Raw genomic sequence first — 22,600 nt, 5'->3', positions numbered from 1 at the left:
ATTCACCGGGCCTTTCCCAATTCTCAAGACGGGGTGGCTTCAAAAGAAATTTTTCTTCCTTTGCCTGCTTCCCCCGAGTTTCTTTCTTCGATAGCGAAAACTTCCGCTCTTCCGCAGCTCCCTACGCCGCCAAACGAGCCGGACAAGTTCCCTCATCCCTTGCAGGCGGCGTAGAACCAGAAAGTTTCGGAGAGTCCAGAGAACCCCTTTTCAAAGGGTTCTCTGGTCGCCGAAGGCATTTCTTTTCCTACAATACCGGAGTTTTCACGAATTCCAGTTCGGATGCGTCCATGCCGGGTTCATGGCCGAGCACGCAGACCGCGCCGTTTTCAGCGGTCAGGCGCACGGCCTCGGCAAAGTCGCGGAAATCCTGTTCGGTAACGGCAAGGGCCTGATCGCGCAGGGTCTGGAGGTATTCGTCGGTCTGGCCGGACAGGTGCCGGGCAAGGGCGGTATAGCCCTTGGCGTCGGGCAGCATGTACTGATCGAGCTCGCCGATTGCGCCGATCACGGATTTTTCGAGTTCGTCGCGGGAGAGTTCGAGATTGGCCAGATGGTCGGCTGCCGCGTCATAGGCGGTCAGGGTTCTGTCCAGATTCGGATCGCGATAGGAGATGAAGGACAGGGTGCCGCCCAGCCGGTCCACGATGCAGAAGGAACCGTAGGCCCCGCCCTGCACGCGCACGCGTTCCCAGAGGTAGCCGGTGCGCAGGAGCTTGTTCACGGCCTGTGCCGTGCCGGTGAAGGCGAAGCCGAGTTCGGCCACGTTGCAGCTTTTGCCCACGTAATTGACCTGTGCCGGGATGGTCATGCCTTCCACGGCGGGCAGGTCCATGGGCGCGCGTTCCTGTGCGGGCGCATCCTTTTCCGGCAGGCAGTCCGCAATGGCGGCCAGTTCCGGTTCAAGGGCGCGGAATCCGTCCGCATCCATGGTCGCGTTGAGCAGCAGGCCGTTCTTGCGCAGAAGCAGGGACCGGAATTCCTCCAGTTCCTTGGCCACGCGGCGGAAATCGTTTTCCACGCGATCTCGCAGGGTACGCAGGAAGAACAGGTTGCTCACGCCGGAGATCATTTCCTCCATGGCATGGGCGCGATGCGAGCGGGCGCGCAAACGGGTGGCCACGACCTGATGCCCGGACGGCACGATGCGCTGTTCGACGCGCGCCACGGCCTCGGACACGATCTGGCGGAAGCGGTTGCGGTCGGTCAGCTTGGCCGAGGTCAGGACCTCGCGCAGGATTTCCGCCATTTCGGCGGCGTGTTCGTGCGTGGCCTTGGCCCGGAGAATGAGCCGGGAGCCTGCAATGTCGGAATCCAGAATCGGGGTGTTGTGAATCTGGCCCCAGATGCCGCCGGTGATGCGCGCCACCCATTGGGAGAATTCCACGTAGCCGCGCTGTTCCGTGCCCATTTCCAGCAGGGCGCGGCTGAAGACCGAGGCGTATGGCAGCAGCCGATCCGGAATGCCGGACATGTCGAACGCGAGGTCGAGATAGGCAATGCCGTTGGTGTGCAGTTCGTGGAACAGCACGGGCGCGCCGGAAGCGGTGCGTTCCTCGGTGGGGATGAGCTGATTCTCGCGCGGCAGATCGGCCACGGCCAGCCGGGGAATGGTCGCCAGTGCCTCGGGCGCATCGGGTTCGGCCTGAAGCCGCATGAGCTCGGCGGCCTCGTCCATGACGCGCTGCACATCCTGTTCGGACATGGCCTTGCGCGCCGCATCCAGACGGGCGCGTTCCTCGGCAGCCAGCGTCCTGGCCAGCTTGTGGTCCGGGTCGAGCTGCACCGTGGTGCGATGCGGGTTGTGCAGGAACAGACGGGCCAGCAGTTCCTCGAAGATTCTTTCGCCCTGTTCCAGCCATGCCTTGATGTTGCGCAGCGGCTCCTCGAAGGGCAGCAGCACGAAGGGATCACCCTCGGTTCCGTCCTCGCTGTCGTACAGCCAGGTGGACAGGGCCTGAAACATCAGGGACAGGCCGCGCGGATAGGAACCGGAGTTGTTTTCGCGCAGATCGAATTCCACGGAATTGACCGCAGCTTCCACGTCCATGGGATCAATGCCGTTTTCCACCAATTCCTTGATGGTGTGGAAGATCAGGGATTCCACCTTGATGGCGTTGGACGGGTGAATGCCCTTGAGCCCCACGGAAAAGAACATCTGGCGGATGTCCCCTTCCAGACCGACCCCGGCCAGATCTTCGCCCAGCCCGGAATCCATGAGCGCCTTGCGCAGGGGCGAGGACGGCAGTCCGATCAGGATGTGATCCAGAATGTGCAGGGCCAGATTCAGGTTTGCGTCCGCAGTCTCGGCCAGCATCCAGTTCACGGTGAACATGCCCTTGGAAAGGCGTTCGGACGCGGGATACGGTTTTTTCACGGCCACGGCGTCGGCAAAACGGGGCTGAAGCGGCACGCGGGTTCCGGTCACATCAATGCGTTCGTACCGGGAAAATTCGCGGTCCAGAATCTCCAGCCGCTTGTCCGGATCATCGTCCCCGTAGAAAAAGGCGTAGGCATTGGACGGATGATAATGGGTGCGGTGGAAGTCCATGAACTTCTCGAAGGTCAGGTCCGGGATCACGGCCGGATCGCCGCCCGAATCAAGGCCGTAGGTCGTGTCCGGGAACAGGGAGTGCTGGGAGTATTCGTAGAGCAGGGAATCGGGCGAGGAATACGCGCCCTTCATCTCGTTGAACACCACGCCCTTGTAGGACAGGGGCTTGTCCGCGCCCTCGGTCTCGTAATGCCAGCCCTCCTGACGCAGGGTGTTTTCCGTGAGTCGGGGATGAAACACCGCGTCCAGATACACATCCACCAGATTGTAGAAATCCGCGACATTGGCGCTGGCCACGGGATAGCAGGTCTTGTCCGGAAAGGTCAGGGCGTTCAGAAAGGTCTGGAGCGACCCCTTGAGCAGCTCCACGAACGGCTCCCGAACCGGGTATTTCTCCGAGCCGCACAGTACCGAATGCTCCAGAATGTGCGCCACGCCCGTGGAATCCTCGGGCGGGGTGCGGAAGCTGATGCCGAACACCTTGTTTTCGTCATCGTTGACCACGGAGAGCACCCGAGCTCCGGTTTTGGCGTGGCGGTACAGCACGGCCGTGGAGGCCAGCTCCGGTATTTCCATTTCGCGGACTTTCTCGAAACCGTATTTCATATGCTTCATCTCTCCAGCTTGTTTTTTCATGGCCATGGGTGCGGGCGCGGCGCAGGCCGTCCCGGCTTCCACTCCATACACTATCAGGCCCGAGCCTTCAAAGCGCGATGAAATGCAAAAAAAACTTGACGACTGCTTTCCCTGTGCTTAGAAATACTGAAAATGGCAATCATTCCTAGATAGGAAATCGAAACACGTTTCATAAGGAGAACGAACATGAGCTGCGGACATGATCACGAACACGAGGAAATGCTGGAATTCGCCAAGGTCGGGCAGAAGGTGCCCGAGTTCACGCTGGAAGCCTTTGATCCCGCCGAGGGCGCGTTTGCCGAGGTTGATCTGGGCGAGCTGCGCGAACAGGGCAAATGGGTGATCCTGTTCTTCTATCCTGCGGATTTCACCTTTGTGTGCCCCACGGAACTGGCGGATCTGGCCTCCCGGCATGCCGATCTGGTCAAGCTGGGAGCGGAAGTGGTTTCCGTGTCCACGGATACCAAGTTCACGCACATGGCCTGGAAGGCTGACGAGCGCATGCTCGGGGATGTGAAGTTCAGGATGGCCGCGGACCCGACCGGCGCAGTGTCCCGCTTTTTCGACGTGTGGGACTACGAAACCGGGCTGGCCCTGCGCGGCACGTTCATCATCAACCCCGAAGGCGTGCTCGTGTCCTCGGAGGTCAATTTCTACAACGTGGGCCGCAATGCGGACGAACTGTTCCGCAAGATGGAGGCCAACACCTACCTGATCGACCACCCGGCCGAGGCCTGCCCGGCCAAATGGACCCCGGGCGAAAAGACCCTCACCCCAGGCGAAAAACTGGTCGGCAAGGTCTATGAGGCCCTGAACGACGAATAGACATATCTCGCAACACAAGCCGTCACACTCCAGCTTCCTGTTGCAACGCCACACCGCCGCCCCGACCTCACCCGGTCGGGGCGGCAATGTCTTGATGGGCCTTCGGCGACCCGAGAAACTTTCGTGAAAGTTTCTCGGGGCTCTTCAAAGCTTTTTGGTTCTACGCCGCCTGCGAGGGATAAGGGAACTTGTCCGGTTCGTATGGCGGCGTAGGGAGCTGCGGAAAAGCGGACGATTGCGCTATCGAAAAAAAAGGACTCAGGGGAAATGGGTAAAGAAAGAAAAGCAAGTTTCTCTTTTGAAGCCAGCCACCCCGTCTTGAGAATTGAAAAAGGCCGGATGCATGTCCCGACAGGGCATGTATCCGGCCTTTTTCAATTCTCAAGACAGAATGGGGATCCAAGGGGCCTTGCTCCTTGGCGGGTCCGGGCAGAGCCCGGCCCCCCGGGAGGGTCGCCGAAGGCCTCTTCTAGTCTCCGAGGCCGAGGGCGCGCAGAAAGCCGGGATCTTCGGTCCAGCCGGAGCGGACCTTGACCCAGAGTTCGAGGTGCACGCGCGTGCCGAGCAGTTCGGCGATTTCCTTTCTGGCCTGGGTGCCGACGGACTTGAGGGTTTCGCCCTGCTTGCCGATGATCATGCCCTTGTGATTCTTCTGGGACGTGTAGATCACGGCATTGATGATGGTGCGATCCTCTTCGGGCTGCTCTTCCCATGCTTCGATTTCCACGGCCGTGGAATACGGAAGCTCCTGACGCAGATGATAGAAAAGCTTTTCGCGGATGATCTCCGAGGCCATGAAACGGAGCGGCACCGTGGAAATCTGGTCTTCCGGGTACATGGGCGGCCCGTCGGGCACATGTTCCATGATCTTGGACAGAAGCGCGTCGGTCCCTTTGCCCTTGAGCGCGGAGATGGGGAAGATTTCGGCTCCGGGCCAGAGTTCTGCCGCGCGTTCCAGCACGGGCAGGAGCTGGGCCTTTTCCTTGAGTCGATCCGCCTTGTTGATGGCCACGATCACGGGCCGTCCGGCCTGATCCACGGGTTTGACCAGCGGTGCGATCTCCTTTTCCAGCAGATGGGGCTTGGACGCGTAGAGTGCGCCGTCCAGCATGACCACGACCATGTCTGCGGTGGCCATGGCGTTCCATGCCGATTCCAGCAGGAACCGGTTCATGCGGCCGCGAAGCCGGTGAATGCCCGGGGTGTCCAGAAACACGACCTGAGCGTCATCCGTGGTCAGGATGCCGCTGATGCGGTTGCGCGTGGTCTGGGGCCGGGGCGAGACAATGGCAATCTTCTGGCCCAGATACTGGTTCATGAGAGTGGACTTGCCCGCATTGGGCGGCCCGATCAGGGCCACCATGCCGAATTTATGCATAGTTTTCTGCCTCCGCAATGCTTCGGTCCACACTCGGTTCGTGTCCGGTTCATTGCCATGGATGATGTTTCGATTGACGTCCCGGTCCGGGACACCCCCGCCTTACAGGTCTTGGGCCGGGAACTCAACGATAATCTGTCGAATAAAATTTTTCACCTTTTTCCGGCTTGCCCCGAATCCTGCCAGACAAATCCGACTTTGCGCTTTGGCAACCCACTGCGCCGCCATGCAAACTCCCTCACGCCTTTCAGGCGGATAGCGGCAAAACGAACAGGAGAGCCCGGAGCTTTCCATGAAAAATGGTCTGGTCACCAAAGCCCCCATTCTCCGAAAGGCCTGAATCCGGGCCGCCCATCGGAGGTGTGGAAAGGTGGTTCGGGCGCAAGGCGCAAGCCCGAGGCAGGGCCGACGCGTCCCCTGATACGCGAGGCGTTGCCGCAGGCACAGCAACGCAGCAATCGGGCCGTCTCCGCCCCGCTGGTCAGCCGTCGATGAAGTTGGTGACGACCTTGACGGCCTTTTCCATGGATTCCCGCTGCCCGTCCGGATTTTCCGCGCATTCCGCGTGGCAGCGCAGCAGATAGCGCTTGAGCATGAGCTTGGCCGAGGATTGCAATGCGGACCGCACGGCCCGGACCTGAATGAGCACGTCTTCGCACTCCTTGCCTTCCTCGATCATGCGCTGAATGCCGCGCACCTGTCCCTCGATGCGCCGCATGCGCGCCAGCACGTTCTTGGTGATCGCTTCCTGTTCCGGTGTGGTGTCCTGCATTGCGGTCTCCTTTTGGCGGGCCGATCGACGAGTCGATACCATACCCGGGTACACAATGCATCATACGGGCTTGGGCCTTGGCGGGCAAGCCCGGAAGCGGAATCCGGCCGAGCGCCCACTGGAATCGGACCATGAAACCATTTTTTTATGGGTTTTCAGCAAAATAAAATGCGTAAAAGTACGGCAGGAACCAACAAAAATTCAAAAACGGACAAATAAATTTTCGCCTTTGCAAGTATGGGACTGGACTTTGCCCACAGAGTTTCCTATGTCAAACGCCTTGCCTGTGCGTGTCCTACCCGTCGCGCGCAGGTTGTTTTATCACCCGTTGGAACGGTTCCGAAAGGAATCGAGATGTATTACAAGGAGTTGGTTGATATGAGTCAACGTGAGACGTGGGGGTCCCGGACCGGGTTCATCCTGGCGGCCGTCGGTTCTGCCATCGGTCTGGGCAACATTTGGCGGTTTCCGTACATGGCGTATGAGAATGGTGGGGGAGCCTTTCTCATTCCGTACATTTTCGCCATGCTGACCGCCGGCATTCCGTTCATGATCATGGAATTCGGCCTTGGGCACCGGTATCGCGGCGCCGCGCCCAAGATTTTCGCTTCGCTCAATCGCCGCTGGGAATGGCTTGGTTGGACGCAGGTCCTGGTGGCTTTTGCCATCGCCACGTATTACGTGACGGTTGTCGGCTGGTCCATTTCCTATTTCGTGATGTCCTTTACCCAGGCATGGGGACCGGACACCAAGTCGTTCTTTTTCGGAGAATATCTTCAGCTCGGCGGCAGCCCGATCAAGCTCGGCTCGATCGTGTGGCCGATCTTCTTTGCCAACACCGCAGCCTGGGCCGTGGTGGCTCTGGCCATTTTCCGCGGCGTGCGCAAGGGCATCGAGAAGCTGAACAAGATATTCATGCCCGTGCTGTTCCTGCTGGTGCTGGTGTTCATCGCCCGCATCGCATTTCTGCCCGGTGCCACGGACGGCTTCAACTGGCTGTACAAGCCGGATTTCTCCGCCCTGACCAACTACAAGGTCTGGGCCGATGCCTACGGACAGATTTTCTACACCCTGTCCATCGGCTTCGCCATCATGCTGTCCTATTCCAGCTATCTGCCCAAGAAGTCGGACATCAACAACAACGCCTGCATGACCGTGTTCATCAACTGCGGCTTTTCCATGCTCGCGGGGCTGATGATCTTCGGCGTTCTCGGCTACATGGCTGCCCAGCAGGGCGTTGCCATCGATCAGGTCGTGAGCTCCGGCGTTGGTCTGGCCTTCATCACCCTGCCTGCGGCCATCAACCTGCTGCCCATGCCCTATGTGCTGGGCCCGCTGTTCTTCCTGTGTCTGGTGCTGGCCGGCCTGTCCTCCATGATCTCCATCGTGGAAGCGGTCGTGTCCGCCATCATCGGCAAGTTCGGCTGGAGCCGTACTGCGGCTGCCGCGCTGGTCTGCGGTCTGGGTTTCCTCGCCTCCGTCATGTACACCATGAACGGCGGCCTGTTCCTGCTGGATATCGTTGACCACTTCGTCAACAACTTCGGCATCATCGGCTGCTGCCTGATCGAAATCATTCTGGTTGGCTGGTTCTGCAACCTCGAAGTGCTGCGCAAGCACATCAATGCCACGTCGGAATTCAATGTGGGCGACATCTGGAAGGTGGCGCTGCGCATCGTGACTCCCATCGTGCTGGGGTACATCACCCTGTCCAACCTGATCGGCGACCTGAGCAACAACTACGGTGATTATTCCACGCTGGCCCTTGGCGTATGCGGATGGCTCGTGCTGTTCGGCATGGTCATTCTGGGCGTGGGGCTGCAGTTCGAAAAGGGCGTGCACACGTACGCTCTGGTCAACGACGAATTCACCAAAAGGAAGTAGTCATGAGCATTGAATCCATCCTGATGATGGCCTTCGGCCTGACCCTGACCTGGGGCGGAGCCAGCCTCTGCATCCGCAGGGCCCTGAAAGGCTCGCCTGAAGACTAGATTCGCGACAACATAACGCTGTGCAACAGATCGCCCCGGTATATCCCCATACCGGGGCGATTTTTTTTGAGCCCTCGCAAGCCGAAATCCGGTTTGGGTAAGGAATGTTTGACATGGTGTGATGAGCTCCCTCGGCCCAACCAACCTTTCACCGTTTCCCTTTGATCGAGGCATCCATTTTTGTGGCGGACGCACGGCAGAACAGCCTTGATCAAGTAGGAAACGCGCACGGCCGGGGCGGTCCCAAAAGGCGGCTTTTGATTACTTTTATCCGCCTTGGAATAAAAGTAATTCGCCCGGGAAGGGCGAAATCCCCACCAAACAAGATGGTAAAGCGCATACGGCGAATTGCTTCGCCCGGCACGGGGGACCGAGCTGGTGCACCCCCATCTCTTCAAGGCGCGTAGCCGCGCCGCCTTTGCCGTGCCATCTTGGCAGGTGAGGATTTCGCCCTTCCCGGGCGAGTTCATTTTTTTGTTGAGGCAAAAAAATAAACGAAAAAAAAGCCTCTACGCACTGTGCTCCCGCCTCCCTCGGGCAGGAACCAGTAGCGACCTCTCGCCGGGCGATTGCGACGTTTCCTGCGGAAACCGCATCGCCCCGGCTTCGGTCGCTTCAACTGGTTCCAACCCTCGTGAGCCGAAATTCGGTCTAAGTAAGGAATATTGTTCCGGGCGTGAGAGGTCGCCTCACCCCTACCAAGCTCCCTCGGCCCAACCAACCTTCCACCGTTTCCCTTTGATCAAGGCATCCGTTCCTGCGGCAAACGCACGGCAGACCAGCCTTGATCAAGTAGGAAACGCGCACGGCTGGGGCGGTCCCAAAAGGCGGCTTTTGATTACTTTTATCCGCCTTGGAATAAAAGTAATTCGCCCGGGAAGGGCGAAACCTTCCCTCAAAAAGCTGGCGCGCAGTTGACGGCGAATTGCTTCGCCCGGCACAGCCCGCCAAGTTGGTGCACCCCCATCTCTTCAAGGCGCGTAGCCGCGCCGCCTTTGCCGTGCCATCTTGGCGGGTGAGGATTTCGCCCTTCCCGGGGCGAGTTCATTTTTTTGTTGAGGCAAAAAAATAAACGAAAAAAAAGCCTCTACGCACTGTGCTCCCGCCTCTCTCGGGCAGGAACCAGTAGCGCCCTTTCGCCGGGCGATTGCGACGTTTCCTTCGGAAACCGCATCGCCCCGGCTTCGGTCGCTTCGACTGGTTCCAAGCCCTCGCGAGCCGAAATTCGATCTGGGCAAGGGACAGTGTACCAGATGTGAGAGGTCGCCTCACCCCTACCAAGCTCCCTCGGCCCAACCAACCTTTCACCGTTTCCCTTTGATCGAGGCATCCATTTTTGTGGCGGACGCACGGCAGAACAGCCTTGATCAAGTAGGAAACGCGCACGGCTGTGGCGGTCCCAAAAGGCGGCTTTTGATTACTTTTATCCGCCTTGGAATAAAAGTAATTCGCCCGGGAAGGGCGAAACCTTCCCTCAAAAAGCTGGCGCGCAGTTGACGGCGAATTGCTTCGCCCGGCACAGCCCGCCAAGCTGGTGCACCCCATATCTTCAAGGCGCGTAGCCGCGCCGTATTTGCCCTGCCATCTTGGCAGGTGAGGATTTCGCCCTTCCCGGGCGAGTTCATTTTTTTGTTGAGGCAAAAAAATAAACGAAAAAAAGCCTCTACGCACTGTGCTCCCGCCTCCCTCGGGCAGGAACCAGTAGCGACCTCTCGCCGGGCGATTGCGACGTTTCCTGCGGAAACCGCATCGCCCCGGCTTCGGTCGCTTCAACTGGTTCCAACCCTCGTGAGCCGAAATTCGGTCACGGTAAGGGACATCGCGCAAGGCGTGACAAGTTCCCCCGGCCCAACCATCTTTCCACCGTTTCCCTTTGATCAAGGCATCCGTTCCTGCGGCGGACGCACGGCAGACCACCCTTGATCAAGTAGGAAACGCGCACGGCCGAGGCGGTCCCAAAAGGCGGCTTTTGATTACTTTTATCCGCCTTGGAATAAAAGTAATTCGCCCGGGAAGGGCGAAACCTTCCCTCAAAAAGCTGGCGCGCAGTTGACGGCGAATTGCTTCGCCCGGCACAGCCCGCCAAGCTGGTGCACCCCATATCTTCAAGGCGCGTAGCCGCGCCGCCTTTGCCGTGCCATCTTGGCAGGTGAGGATTTCGCCCTTCCCGGGCGAGTTCATTTTTTTGTTGAGGCAAAAAAATAAGGGGCTGTACCAGATAACTCCGTTGGGGTATCGGTATGGCAATGCGAAAGAGCCGTTTAGATCGCAAGAAGCAGCTCCGTTTGATTGAGCATTTTGTAGCTGGGACAACAGCACGATGTGCCGCTGATCTGGTCGGTGTGAACTTCAAAACGGCTGCGTACTATTTTCACCGGCTTCGTGAAATTATAGCCGAAGAAGAGTCCAGCGAAGGAATGGCTTTCGGCGAATTTGAAGTTGATGAAAGCTATTTCGGCGGCAGACGAAAGGGCAAACGTGGTCGTGGGGCCGCAGGGAAAGTGCCGGTGTTCGGAATTCTTAAAAGAGGCGGGAAGGTATACACACAGGTGATTCCCGACGCCAAGGGCAAAACGTTGATGCCGATTATCCAAGAGAAGATTCAGCCCGACAGCGTCGTTTACTCAGATTGCTGGTACGGCTACAATGTCCTTGATGTGTCCGAGTTCAAGCACTTCAGGATCAACCATTCCAAGCTGTTCGCCGACAGCCAGAATCACATCAATGGGATTGAGAACTTTTGGAACCAGGCCAAGCGTCACATGAGAAAATTCAACGGCATTCCGACCAAGCATTTCCATCTCTTTTTGAAGGAATGCGAGTGGCGTTTTAACAACAGCAATCCGCGAAGCCAACTTAAACAGTTGAGACAGTGGGTTAAGAAGCATATGGGCTAGTTATCTGGTACAGCCCCAAAAATAAACGAAAAAAAGCCTCTACGCACTGTGCTCCCGCCTCCCTCGGGCAGGAACCAGTAGCGGCCTCCCGCCGGGCGATTGCGACGTTTCCTGCGGAAACCGCATCGCCCCGGCTTCGGTCGCTTCAACTGGTTCCAAGCCCTCGCGAGCCGAAATCCGGTCTAAGTAGGGAATACTGTTCCGGGCGTGAGAGATCGCCTCACCCCTACCAAGCTCCCCCGGCCCAACCAACCTTTCACCGTTTCCCTTTGATTAAGGCATCCGTTCCTGCGGCGGACGCACGGCAGAACAGCCTTGATCAAGTAGGAAACGCGCACGGCTGTGGCGGTCCCAAAAGGCGGCTTTTGATTACTTTTATCCGCCTTGGAATAAAAGTAATTCGCCCGGGAAGGGCGAAATCTTCCCTCAAAAAGCTGGCGCGCAGTTGACGGCGAATTGCTTCGCCCGGCACAGCCCGCCAAGCTGGTGCACCCCTATCTCTTCAGGGCGCGTAGCCGCGCCGTATTCGCCGTGCCATCCTGCAAGGGAAGGGCGAAACCTTCCCTGAACAAGCTGGTGCGCAGTTGACGGCGAATTGTTTCGCCCGGCACAGCCCGCCAAGCTGGCACAGCCCCAGACAAAAAAACGGCCCTTCCATGCGGAAGGGCCGTTTTTTGTCTTCAATGATCGCCGCCGAACGACTACTTGTATTTCTTCATGTCGTTGGCGCGGATTTCCGCACGCTTGATCTTGCCGGAGATGGTCTTGGGCAGCTCGTCCACATACTCCACGATGCGAGGGTACTTGTAGGGCGCGGTCACGCTGCGGACCTGCGCCTGAATGGATTTGGTCAGTTCCTCGGACGGCTCGTAGCCCGGGGCAAGGACAATGGTGGCCTTGACCGCCATGCCGCGCACCGGGTCGGGCACGCCGGTCACGGCGGCCTCCACCACGGCCTCGTGGGTGATGATCGCGGATTCGACCTCGAAGGGGCCGATGCGGTAGCCCGAGCTCTTGATCACGTCGTCGGTGCGGCCCATGAACCAGAGGTAGCCGTCCTCGTCGGCCCATGCCTTGTCGCCGGTGTGATACCAGCCGTCGAACTTGACGGACGCGGTCTTTTCCGGCTCGTCCATGTAGCCGTCGAACAGGCCCAGCACGGGCTTGTCGATGCGGATGCAGATTTCGCCTTCCTCGCCGAGAGGCACCTTGTTGCCTTCCCGATCCAGCAGGGCGATGTCCCAGCCGGGCACGGGCTTGCCAATGGACCCGGGCTTGGGCTTCATGAACTTGAAGGTCGCCACCTGCAACGTGGTTTCGGTCTGGCCGTAGCCCTCGTAGATGGACAGGCCCAGCGCCTCCTTCCATGCATCGAACACGGAATGGTTGAGCAGCTCGCCGGCCGTGGTGCAGTGGCGCAGGGAGGACAGGTCGTATTTGGACAGATCCTCGCGCACAAGGAACCGGTAGATGGTCGGCGGAGCGCAGAACGTGGTCAGCCTGTTGTCGGCCATGACCTGAAGCAGCTGTTCCGGGTGGAACTTGCCCCGGAAATCCCAGACGAAAATCACGGCTCCGGCCATCCACTGGCCGTAGAACTTGCCCCAGACCGACTTGCCCCAGCCCGTGTCCGACACGGTCAGGTGGATGTCGCCGGGCTTCAGATCGTGCCACATCACGCCCGTGGTGTAGTGGGAGAACGCGTAGCCGTAGTCGTGCAGCACCATCTTGGCCAGCCCCGTGGTGCCCGAGGAAAAGAAGATGACCATGGGGTCGTCGCCGCCGGGCGCGTCGTCCGGGCGCGGATATTCGGGATCGCCGCCCTGAAGCAGGGTCTCGTAGTCCTCCCAGCCCTCGTGCGGCTCGGAATCGCCCATCTGCACGCACAGGCGCAGATTGGGGCAGTCCGCGCGCACCTTGTCCACGCGTTCGGCCACGGAGTCCTCGCAGATGAACAGGCTGACGTTGGCGTAGTTCACGCGCTGGCGGATGTCCTTGGACGTGAGCAGGGACGGGGACGGAATGGGGATCGCGCCGATGCGGTGCAGGGCGAGCATCACGGTCCAGTACTCCACCCTGCGGAACAGGATGAACATGACCCGGTCGCCCTTTTTCACGCCTTTGGCCTTGAGCGCATTGGCCAGCTTGCGCGAGGTCTGCTGAAAAAATCCGAAATCGAATTCCCGGCGGTTGCCCTTGTCGTCCACGTGGATCAGGGCCAGCTCGGCCGGGTCCTTGTGGTCCAGAACGTCAAAGGCGAAATTGAAGTTTTCCGGGCAGTCCAGAACGTACTGCTCGCGAAATTCCTTGTAGTCGTTGAAATGTTTCTTGATTTGCATGTTGCTGTATCTCCGTGATTCTTCAGGGTTAACCTTGATCTCTTCGCCAAACAGGGGGTTTGGAACGGGCGGACCTTTGTTTCAGGTCAGCCCTAAAGAATCACGTCGAGAAACACGGCTTCGTTGCCGCCCATGCCACGCAGGGCGTGGGGCGTCTCCGAGTTGAAGTAGATGGAATCGCCGGGCTCCAGCTCAAGATATTCTTCGCCCATGCGCATTTCGAGACGGCCTTCGAGGATGTAGATGAACTCCTGTCCCCGGTGGCTGGTGTCGGTCATGGTGTCGCGTTCCTTGGCCGGAACGCGGATCAGGAACGGCTCCATTTCCCGGCCCACGAACTTGTAGCCCAGACTCTTGTAGTCGTAGTCCTTGCGTCGGTCCACGGAGAACCCTTCGCCCTTGCGCACCAGCGCATAGGATTTGAGATGGGGTTCCTTGCCCGAGATGAGCGTGGTCAGGTCCACGCGGCAGAGCCGGGACACGTCCAGAAGATACCCCACGGGTATTTCCTCGGTGCCGGACTCGAACCGGGTGACCTCTTCCGGGGTGCGCCCGAGCAGATCGGCCATTTCCTCGACCGTCCACCCGATGTCATCCCGAATCCCCGCCAGCCTCGGAGCAATGTCCTTGTACTGCTCCATTGCCTGCTCCTTGCGGGCTTTCGCCCGATTGGGAAGTTGTGAAAGGATTCGAAGCCGCAGCTCCGCTTCAACCTCTGGTAATCGCGATCCGTACGGGATGCAAATCCCGCGAGTACGGTTTTTTTCGGACCTGAATCCGAAAAAGCCGGGGAAACGGACCCAATTCGCCCGTTCCCCCGGCTTGTTCGCGAATATTCGTGGTGAAAACTACGCGTCCGGGAAGAGTTCGCCACCCAGTTCGCGCAATTTGTATTTCTGGATTTTTCCGCTTGCCGTCATGGGGAATTCCTCCACGAAGGCAACGTACTTGGGAATCTTGTAGCGCGCGATCCTGCCGCGGCAGTAGTCCTTGATGTCCTCGGGATGCAGGTCCGCGTCCTCCTTGAGGATGATGAACGCGCCCACTTCCTCGCCGAGCCTGCCGGACGGCACGCCCGCCACCTGGATGTCGCTCACGCCTTCCATGGTGTACAGGAATTCCTCGATCTCCCGGGGATAGATGTTCTCGCCGCCGCGGATGATCATGTCCTTGAGCCGGCCCGTGATCGAGAGATAGCCGTCATCGTCCATCACGCCCAGATCGCCGGAATGGAGCCAGCCGTCCCGGTCGATGGCTTCTGCCGTGGCCTTGGGGTTGTTGTAGTACCCCTTCATCACGTTGTAGCCCCGGCAGCAGACCTCGCCCTGCACGCCGTGCGGGCATTCCTCGCCGGTTTCCGGGTCTGCCACGCGCACTTCCACGGCAGGCATGGCCGCGCCCACGGATTCGGTCATGTGCTTCAGGGAATCGCCGATCACGGTCTGGGTCATGACCGGGCTGGACTCGGTCAGGCCGTAGCAGATGGTGATTTCGCGCATGTTCATGCGGTCCATGACCTTCTTCATGACTTCCACGGGACAGGGCGATCCGGCCATGATGCCGGTGCGCAGGGATGAGAAATCGAACTTTTCGAAGACCTTGTGTTGCAGGACCGCGATGAACATGGTGGGCACGCCGTACACCGCCGTGCACTTTTCCTGCTCGATGGAGATCATGACCTGCAGCGGGTCGAAATCCTCCAGCACCACCATGGTCACCCCGTGGTTCACGCAGGCCAGCACGCCGAGCACGCAGCCGAAGCAGTGGAACAGGGGCACGGTCAGGCAGAGCCGGTCCGTGGGACCGAAGTTCTGGTTCTTTCCGATCCAGTAGCCGTTGTTGCCGATGCCCCGATGCGTGAGCTGCACGCCCTTGGGAAAGCCCGTGGTCCGCGGACGTGTACTGCATGTTCACCACGTCGTTCGGGTCCAGCTCGTCCTGCCGCGCCTGATATTCCTCGTCCGTGACCATGGCGGAAAGCGCCATGAGTTCGGGCACGGAATACATGCCCCGGTGCTTGTCCGGGCCGAGATAGAACACGCGCTTGAGGTGCGGAAACCTTTCCGTGTGCAGATGTCCGCGTTCCTGCTGACGCAGTTCCGGAATCAGCTCGTAGGTGGTGCTCAGGTAGTCGTGATCCCGGTACCTGCCGATGATGAACAGGTTTTCGGCCTCGGAATTCCGGAGCAGAAATTCCAGCTCGTGAGTCCGGTAATGGGTGTTCACGGTGAGCAGGATGGCGCCGATCTTGGCCGTGGCGAACTGGAGCGTGATCCAGTAGGGCACGTTGTTGGCCCAGACAGCCACCTTTTCGCCCTTTTTCACGCCCAGCGCCATGAGCCCCTTGGCCATGTCGTCCACCTGATTGGCGAACTCGCGATAGGTCAGGCGGTAGTCGCGGTCCACAAAGACCACGGCCTCGTTGTCACCGTGCTTTTCCACGGTCTCGTCCAGCAGCTGGCCGAGAGTGATGTCGCGTACTTCGGGTCGAGTCATGCCGTCCCCCCTATTCCGGAAAATACAGGACAGCGTAGATTTCGGCCTTTTCATCGCCCACGCAGCGCACGTTGTGCGGCACCACGGAGTTGTAGTAGACCGAATCGCCCGCTTCGAGCACGGACTCTTCCTTGCCGTAGATCACGGCCACCCTGCCGGACTGGACCAGAATGAACTCCTCGCCCTCATGGGAGCTCAGCGTGGTGTCGTCTCGGGTCTCAGGCAGTACTTCAATGAAAAACGGTTCCATGTGGCGGTCGGTCTTGCCGCGCCCCAGAGAGTGATATTTGAAGCCGGCCGTTCCGCCGGCATGCATGGTCATTTCTTGATCTCGTTCATCCAGCCGCACGATCAGGGGATCGCGGCTCACTTGATCGTCCAGAAAAGTGCCCAGACGCACACCCAGTGCGCGGGCTATCTTGAGCAGCGGCCCAAGGGACGGATAGTTTTCGTTTTCCTCGACCGCTGTGAGAAATTCTTCCTTCAGTCCGGTTCTGCCAGAGAGATCCCTGATGCTCAGTTCCTGTTTTTCACGGTAATTCCGGATGCGTTTACCGATCTTCCTCTCCATGTCCTCAGTCTCCTTTCCGACCCGCGCAAAGGCGGTTTCGAGTAAGTAATTCGGAAATTGTATGTAAACGGCGGCGAGCAGCAGGACGGGCCGGCAAAAAGGCGGCAACGCCCGAACGGCCAGCGTCGGCAGTCTGCGCAAGGCTCGTTCCGCCGGGAATCGACCCAGTTACCGCAAAGCCGGACAAAAGTCGATGATATGCATGGCCCGGGATTTCCACGGGACGCGGTTGCGTTCCGTACTGGCGCAGTGTAATTTTGAACCGGCCCGGAACATGAAAATCAACGCGAGGACAGCGGTGTCTGATACAGAGAAGAACAAGGTTGCCCCGGACGAGGCCATACCGGCCGCGGAAATCCCCGCGGACGTGAAGCGGGACAGGATTTCCGGCGTGTTTTCCACCCAGTCCGTGGACAAGATCGGGACCGGAACCACGGTCCGCAAGACCATCCTCAAGACCTACTGGTTTGCCGAGGAAGGTCCGACCGACCCGGAAAAGGGCCGCACGATTCTGGTCCAGCCCCTGAACAAGAACAACATCCCGTCCGGTCCCAAGGACGAGGTGCCGCTCGGCGATTTTCTGGAAAAGTTCAGCCCGGAGCTGGAGTTCTACCAGAAGGAGGTCTTTCCCAAGCTCAAGGAGCTGGATGCGACCCTGAAACGCGCCGAGGAACAGCGCGAGCAGGGCGCGCTGTACAGCGCCCAGTTCGAATACGAGTCCGCCCTGAACGTGGACGAGGAAAACGTGCGCGCCAACTTCGGGCTCGGCCTGACCTACATGGAGCGGGGCGACACCACCAAGGCCAACGACATCTTCCAGCGCGTGGTCTCTCTGGACGCGGCATTTGCCCCGGACCACAAGCATCTGTTCAACGAATTCGGCATAAACCTGCGCAAGTCCAGACTCCTTGATCAGGCCGTGGACTACTATGCCCGCGCACTGGAGCTGGTGGAAAACGACGAGAACCTGCACTACAACGTGGCCCGGGCCTATTATGAAAAGGGTGAAATGGCCCTGTGCCGCGAACATCTGGCCAAGGCTCTGGAAATGAATCCGAATTTCGAGGAGGCCCAGCAGTTTCTGGCCTATCTCGACAAGCAGGCCGAGGAGCAATGATCCTTTCCCTGTCCAGCGTGACCTTTGCGTATCCGGGCGGCCCGGAGGTGTTGCGGAAGGCCGAGCTGGACATCCCGGAAGGCGCGTACGCACTGGTGCGCGGTCCGTCCGGGGCCGGAAAGTCCACCCTGCTGCGGCTGTTCTGCCGTCTGGAGGAACCGCTCTCCGGCATTGTGCGCTTCCACGGCACGGACGTGCGGGACATGGCCCCTGCCGATCTGCGGCGCAGGGTCGCCTATGTGCAGCAGACTCCGACTCTGGTGGACGGCTCGGTGCGCGACAATCTGCTGCTCCCCTTCTCCTTTCGGGCCAATGCCGGGCTTGTACCGCCCACCGATGCGGAACTGGCCGAGCAACTGGCCGGATTCCTTCTGGACATGCCGCCGGACCGCAACGCACGGGAGCTGTCCGTGGGACAGGCCCAGCGCGTGTGCCTGATCCGCAGCCTGCTCCTGCATCCCGAAATCCTGCTCATGGACGAACCCACGTCCGCTCTGGACGCGCGCAGTGCCGACGTGGTGCTGGACATGGCGCAACAGCTTCATGAACGCGGCAAGACCATTGTCATGATCTCCCATTCCGAGGCAGCCCCGCCCGGAACCTCCATGGTGCTGCATCTGGAAAACGGCAGGGTGACCGCATGACCGGAATCATCGAGATCGGGCCGCTGCAACTGGGATTGTGTCTGGTTTTCGTGCTGGTGGCGGCTGGCGCTTCCATTGCCCACGGGCTGGGGCTGGGCAGGGATCTGCTGATCGGCACGGTGCGCTGCTATGCCCAGCTGTTCATCATGGGATACGTGCTGAAATTCGTGTTCGCCCTGCGCATGAGCAGCCTGACTCTGGGCGTGTTTCTGGTCATGGTGGCGGCAGCCGCGCAGATCATTCGGGGCAGGGTCACGGAAAAACGCGTGCCGTTCGCCCTGCCCGTGTTCGTATCCATGTTCCTGACCTATTCCCTTGTCTCCTATCTCGTGGTGGGCGTGATCGTGGGCGCGAAACCGTGGTGGAACCCGCAGTACTTCATTCCGCTGGCAGGCATGATCGTGGGCAATTCCATGACCGCCATTGCCATTTCACTGGAACGGCTTCTGTCCGACCTCAAGGCCCGACGCGGCGAAGTGGAAATGCGCCTCGTGCTGGGCGCGGACGTGCGCGAGGCAAGCCGGGACATCCTGCGTTCCGCAATCAGGGCGGGCATGATTCCGTCCGTGAATTCCCTGATGGGCGTGGGGCTGGTGTTCCTGCCCGGCATGATGACCGGTCAGATTCTCTCGGGCACGGACCCGCTCATTGCCATCCGCTACCAGATCGTGGTCATGCTCATGCTCGTGGCCTCCACCTGTCTCGGCGTGCTCATCACCACAGCTCTGGTCCGGAAACGCTGCTTCACCCCGGGGCAGGCCCCGGTCATCCGCTAGAAAACGATCAGAAATCCCATTTCTTGCGCCGCAACCATGCGTACGACCGAATGCCGTGCACCATTTCGGCCAGTCTGGTCGTGGACGTGTTCACGAACAGTCCGAGAGAGCCCGGTCCCATGCGCTTCATGGTCTTGAACAGCAGCCAGCGCAGACGCCCGGCATATTCCAGCTCGGGCAGCAGCGAATGGTGGAAGCGGCGCACATAGGCGGCCCCGGCCCCGGAATCCGCAGCCCGGGCAATGGCCCTGCCTGCATACCAGCCCGAACACATGGCAAAGAAGATGCCCTCGCCCAGCATGGGTTCCACCAGCCCGGCCGCGTCTCCGGCCAGCAGCACCTTTGCCCGCGCAGGCTGATACAGGAAATTGCCGTAGGGCAGAGGATGTCCATGCAGGGCCAGGTCCTGCACCCCCTCTATCTTGAGAAAATCAAGATATTTTCTGAACAGCCCGGCAAAATTGCATTTCTTCCAATTCAGCCCGCAAATGCCCACAACCACTCTGTCCCTGTTGGGAAAGACCCAGCCGTACCCGGCATCAAGAAATCCAACATGCAATTCAGGATGAGCCACGGGTCTGGGAAACGCCTGCAGGGGCAGGGAAATCTCGATGGCGGCGGCCATGAACCTGTGCCAATGGTTCCTTTGCTTGCGTGGCAGTTGCAGACTTTTGCGCACCACGCTGTTCACCCCGTCCGCTCCCACGATGTGGCCGGCCTGAAACGTACGGCCCTGCGCGGTTCGGACAACCCCGCTGTGCGCATCGCATTCCACGACCCGCTCCCCGGGCAGGACCTTGGCCCCGGCATGAATCGCGCATTGGAGCAGCGTGTGGTCGAAATCGCGGCGGTTCACGAAATGAAAGGGAAACGGCAGTGGCCCGGCACTGAGCACCTTGTGCCCGGCATGAATGGAGTAGCGTTCCGAAACATGGTTGATCACGTTTCTGCGGATGAGCTGTTCGGCGGTCAGGCCGAACGTGGCTTCGAGCAACTGCATGGATTTCCATGTCAGCAGCCCGCCGCAGAGCTTGGGGCGGGGCAGTTGCGCACGGTCCAGCATCACCACGGATCGTCCGGCTCTGGCCAGCGCGGTTGCCGCGGCGCAACCGGCCGGACCGCAACCGGCAACAAGTACGTCACATCGGGTGGTCATGGGCATTTCCTGTACACTGCCGACGCGGCACAGGCAAGAATGTCACGATGCAAGCACCGGGAAAAATGCGGAATCGCCCTTGAGAAAGGGAGGGGAAACAGGTGCGCCGATGCCCGATCCCGTCCTGCCGGGCATCGGCGCACATTCGGGACAATCGGCTATTCGAACGCCTTCCTGGCAGCGTCCTTGGCATCGTCCACGGTCTGATCGATCTTCTTGCCCGCCTTTTCGGCAGGGCCTTCCTCGCTGCACCCGAACGCAGGCAGCATGAATGCGAGAATGCAGGCCACGACAACGATTTTCTTCCACAGCTTCATAGGGTCACTCCTTCCCTTTGATAGGTTCTTGCCAGTTTTGTATACGCCCGAAACCGCAGATCGGTCACTCGGGATTTTCAAGACGGCAGCACTGGCTGTAATAGGCCGCGCCGTCGCCCATGTCCGTAAGACGCGGCTCGATCACGGCATTGGGGTTGTGGCCGAACATCAACCAGCCGCCCCGGCGCATGATCACGACGCGGGGATGCAGCCCTTCCACGGTTTCCAGCGCCACCTGCATCGATCCCATGGGCGTGACCAGATACGTATCCCGCGCCGGGTCCATGGCGGCCCACGCCGGATTGCTTCTGGCAACCCACACCTTGGGAATGCCGCGCTGGTCCTTCTCCGCCATCTGGGAATGCTGGGCCGAACCGCGTACCAGCGAAAGCAGTTGCAGAGGATATTCCGGATCGCGCTCCGGTTCCGGATCGAGTTTTTCGGGAAAACGGTACAATCCGTCCGCATGACCGAATTGCAGATCCGGAAACGCGATTTCTCCATGCGGTCCCCGGACAAATCCGTTCCGCCTCAGTTCATCCAGTGAAAGCCCGGAATCGGCCAGCGCCGTGCGCAGGCAATCGTCCGGTGCGGGAAAGGATATGGCCGGAGACAGTCGCGCCCCCAGATCGGTCAGCATGTCGAAATCCGTGCGGCATGCTCCGCGAGGTTCCACTGCCTTGGCCGACAGATTCACGAAGTCGTGCAGGCACGAGCCGAGCACGTCCTCCCGCTCCGGGGCAAAAGCCGGGGGCAGAATCACGTCCGCACACAGGGCCGTGTCGGTCATGAAGCCATCCACGACCACCACGAACGGATCGGCAAAGGCCATGGCCGCGCCGACCGCGTCCGGAATCTGGTTGACCACGTTGTGGGCATCCACCCAGATGAAGGATACGGGCGGATCGGCCCGGTTCAATTCCCGAACCAGATCAGGCAGCAGAAAACTTCGACGCTCCGGTACATCCTCGGGCCGTACCTCCCGGCCATCGCGCAGAGCGTTCCAGCGTCCGAAATTGCGCGTGGAGGAAATGTTGAAATACCCGCCTGCGCCCGGCCTGCCCACGTTGCCGGACAGCATGATCAACGCGTTGATGAACCGGAAGTTCTCCCCGCCGAACACGTGCCGCTGGGTTCCCCAGCCAAGGAGCGTGGCGACCGGAGTCTCGTCCGCATACCATTCGCACAGCATGTCCAGATCAGCATGCCGCACCTCGCAGGCCGAGAGCAGTGCGTTTTCATCGCAGGAACGGATCAGGTCCAGAAATGCATCCGGCGCATATGTGCGGCGCAGCACGCTCTTGCGGATGCGACCCATTTCCAGCAGCCTGCGAATCACGGCCGCAGCCAGAAAACGGTCCGTGCCCGGACGGATCATGACGATCTCGTCGGACAGGTCGCGGTTGCCGTCTCCGCCCGGGGAAATGGAAAGCACAGGTGTCCCGGCCTTGCGCGCCCTGCCCACCAGTTCCTGCATATGCACGGAGCTTCGGCTCAGGTCCCTGCCCCAATTCACGATGCGTCCAGCTTCGAGAATCTGGTTCGGGTCGTTCATGTCCAGCGCGCCGAAATCGCGCAGGCACGCCTCGATTCCGGTGTCGTCGCACAGGGCTCCGTGATGCGTGGACGCCCCCAGCGCCTCGAAAAAACGGGTGGACGCCTTTGCCAGAACACCCCGGGAGCCATATCCGTGAATATGCAGCATGGCCTCGGGCGTTGCCTGCAAAGCCTGAATCCTCCCGGCGACCAGATTCAGGGCCTCATTCCAATCAGCGCTTCGTAACCTGCCGTTTTCCTTGATTAACGGTTCAACAATACGCTCGTCGGAGTCCAGTCTTTCAAGGGTGCGTTTCCCCTTGGCACAACAGAATCCCCGGGTGAACGGATGGTCCGGGTTGCCGCGAACCGCACGCTTTTTCGAATCAATGATCAGCGAACAGCAGTCCGGGCAGTCCAGCGTGCATGCGGATATGGTTTTCATCACGACTCCTTGCCGGGGTGGGAATTCCCCCAAAACTTTTTGGCTGCACACCGCGGAAAAGGAGGAAAAGACCAAAGGGAACGCATGCGGCGTGCGAAGATGACGTTCTGCCATCCTCTTATTCCATGCAAAAACATGATCCGCAAGTCG

16 protein-coding genes and 1 pseudogene are annotated in these 22,600 nt (G+C 59.8%); 7 read left to right on the top strand and 10 right to left on the bottom strand.

Annotated features, from left to right (window positions below; all coding sequences use genetic code 11):
- Positions 1–247: 247 nt before the first annotated feature.
- Entirely contained in the window at positions 248–3,160 is a 2,913-nt protein-coding gene (locus MPN23_RS12180; RefSeq protein WP_243544464.1) for an insulinase family protein, read from the bottom strand.
- A gap of 216 nt (positions 3,161–3,376) precedes the next feature.
- Here MPN23_RS12180 and MPN23_RS12175 point away from each other — a divergent pair, with 216 nt between their 5' ends.
- Positions 3,377–4,015 (top strand): peroxiredoxin, encoded by a 639-nt coding sequence (locus tag MPN23_RS12175; protein WP_243544463.1) that lies wholly within the window; start codon positions 3,377–3,379, stop codon positions 4,013–4,015.
- 469 nt (positions 4,016–4,484) lie between these two features.
- Here the strand turns inward: MPN23_RS12175 and era are convergent, their stop codons facing one another.
- Together era and MPN23_RS12165 are read right to left on the bottom strand one after the other, a co-directional pair.
- Positions 4,485–5,393 carry a GTPase Era gene (gene era, locus MPN23_RS12170; protein ID WP_243544462.1) on the bottom strand — a complete coding sequence of 303 codons (909 nt, stop codon included), beginning with the start codon at positions 5,391–5,393 and terminating at the stop codon, positions 4,485–4,487.
- A gap of 481 nt (positions 5,394–5,874) precedes the next feature.
- The gene (locus MPN23_RS12165) at positions 5,875–6,165 is read right to left on the bottom strand and encodes a metal-sensitive transcriptional regulator (protein WP_243544461.1); all 291 of its coding nucleotides are present in this window, start codon (positions 6,163–6,165) and stop codon (positions 5,875–5,877) included.
- 378 nt (positions 6,166–6,543) lie between these two features.
- On the opposite strand from MPN23_RS12165, the gene MPN23_RS12160 reads away from it, so the two are divergent.
- The 3 genes from MPN23_RS12160 (at position 6,544) to MPN23_RS12150 (ending at position 11,053) form a co-directional block, all read left to right on the top strand.
- Complete coding sequence (locus MPN23_RS12160) at positions 6,544–8,049, top strand: sodium-dependent transporter (RefSeq protein ID WP_243544460.1); 1,506 nt, start codon at positions 6,544–6,546, stop codon at positions 8,047–8,049.
- A 2-nt stretch (positions 8,050–8,051) separates the two neighbouring features.
- A complete protein-coding gene (locus MPN23_RS12155; protein WP_243544459.1) occupies positions 8,052–8,156 on the top strand; it encodes a MetS family NSS transporter small subunit in 105 nt (34 codons plus the stop codon).
- Positions 8,157–10,402: 2,246 nt separating this feature from the next.
- A complete protein-coding gene (locus MPN23_RS12150; RefSeq protein WP_243547368.1) occupies positions 10,403–11,053 on the top strand; it encodes an IS1595 family transposase in 651 nt (216 codons plus the stop codon).
- A gap of 701 nt (positions 11,054–11,754) precedes the next feature.
- On the opposite strand, the gene MPN23_RS12145 is transcribed toward MPN23_RS12150, so the two are convergent.
- The 4 genes and pseudogenes from MPN23_RS12145 to MPN23_RS12130 form a co-directional block, all read right to left on the bottom strand.
- Positions 11,755–13,392, bottom strand: coding sequence for an AMP-binding protein (locus MPN23_RS12145; protein ID WP_243544458.1), 1,638 nt, complete (start codon positions 13,390–13,392; stop codon positions 11,755–11,757).
- 92 nt (positions 13,393–13,484) lie between these two features.
- A complete protein-coding gene (locus MPN23_RS12140; protein WP_243544457.1) occupies positions 13,485–14,033 on the bottom strand; it encodes a helix-turn-helix domain-containing protein in 549 nt (182 codons plus the stop codon).
- Positions 14,034–14,240: 207 nt separating this feature from the next.
- Positions 14,241–15,888, bottom strand: a pseudogene (locus MPN23_RS12135) (AMP-binding protein).
- 10 nt (positions 15,889–15,898) lie between these two features.
- Entirely contained in the window at positions 15,899–16,459 is a 561-nt protein-coding gene (locus tag MPN23_RS12130; RefSeq protein WP_243544456.1) for a helix-turn-helix domain-containing protein, read from the bottom strand.
- Positions 16,460–16,757: 298 nt separating this feature from the next.
- On the opposite strand from MPN23_RS12130, the gene MPN23_RS12125 reads away from it, so the two are divergent.
- The 3 genes from MPN23_RS12125 to MPN23_RS12115 are packed head-to-tail and all read left to right on the top strand — an operon-like array spanning position 16,758 to position 18,996.
- Entirely contained in the window at positions 16,758–17,576 is an 819-nt protein-coding gene (locus tag MPN23_RS12125) for a tetratricopeptide repeat protein (RefSeq protein WP_243544455.1), read from the top strand.
- Positions 17,573–18,220, top strand: a complete 648-nt coding sequence (locus MPN23_RS12120; RefSeq protein ID WP_243544454.1) for an ABC transporter ATP-binding protein — start codon at positions 17,573–17,575, stop codon at positions 18,218–18,220. Before MPN23_RS12125 ends, MPN23_RS12120 begins: the two co-directional genes overlap by 4 nt.
- The gene (locus tag MPN23_RS12115) at positions 18,217–18,996 is read left to right on the top strand and encodes an ABC transporter permease (RefSeq protein WP_243544453.1); all 780 of its coding nucleotides are present in this window, start codon (positions 18,217–18,219) and stop codon (positions 18,994–18,996) included. The genes MPN23_RS12120 and MPN23_RS12115 overlap by 4 nt, the downstream gene beginning before the upstream one ends.
- A gap of 7 nt (positions 18,997–19,003) precedes the next feature.
- Here the strand turns inward: MPN23_RS12115 and MPN23_RS12110 are convergent, their stop codons facing one another.
- The 3 genes from MPN23_RS12110 to MPN23_RS12100 form a co-directional block, all read right to left on the bottom strand.
- Entirely contained in the window at positions 19,004–20,152 is a 1,149-nt protein-coding gene (locus MPN23_RS12110; protein WP_243544452.1) for a geranylgeranyl reductase family protein, read from the bottom strand.
- Positions 20,153–20,310: 158 nt separating this feature from the next.
- Positions 20,311–20,469, bottom strand: a complete 159-nt coding sequence (locus MPN23_RS12105; protein WP_243544451.1) for a hypothetical protein — start codon at positions 20,467–20,469, stop codon at positions 20,311–20,313.
- Between the two features lie 64 nt (positions 20,470–20,533).
- Complete coding sequence (locus tag MPN23_RS12100; RefSeq protein WP_243544450.1) at positions 20,534–22,450, bottom strand: molybdopterin-dependent oxidoreductase; 1,917 nt, start codon at positions 22,448–22,450, stop codon at positions 20,534–20,536.
- Positions 22,451–22,600 lie beyond the last annotated feature (150 nt).

Origin of the sequence: Pseudodesulfovibrio tunisiensis, from assembly GCF_022809775.1 — a bacterium.
Lineage (GTDB): Bacteria > Desulfobacterota > Desulfovibrionia > Desulfovibrionales > Desulfovibrionaceae > Pseudodesulfovibrio > Pseudodesulfovibrio tunisiensis.
Note: the sequence above shows the minus strand (reverse complement) of the source record. Positions and strands in the feature narration are given on the sequence as shown.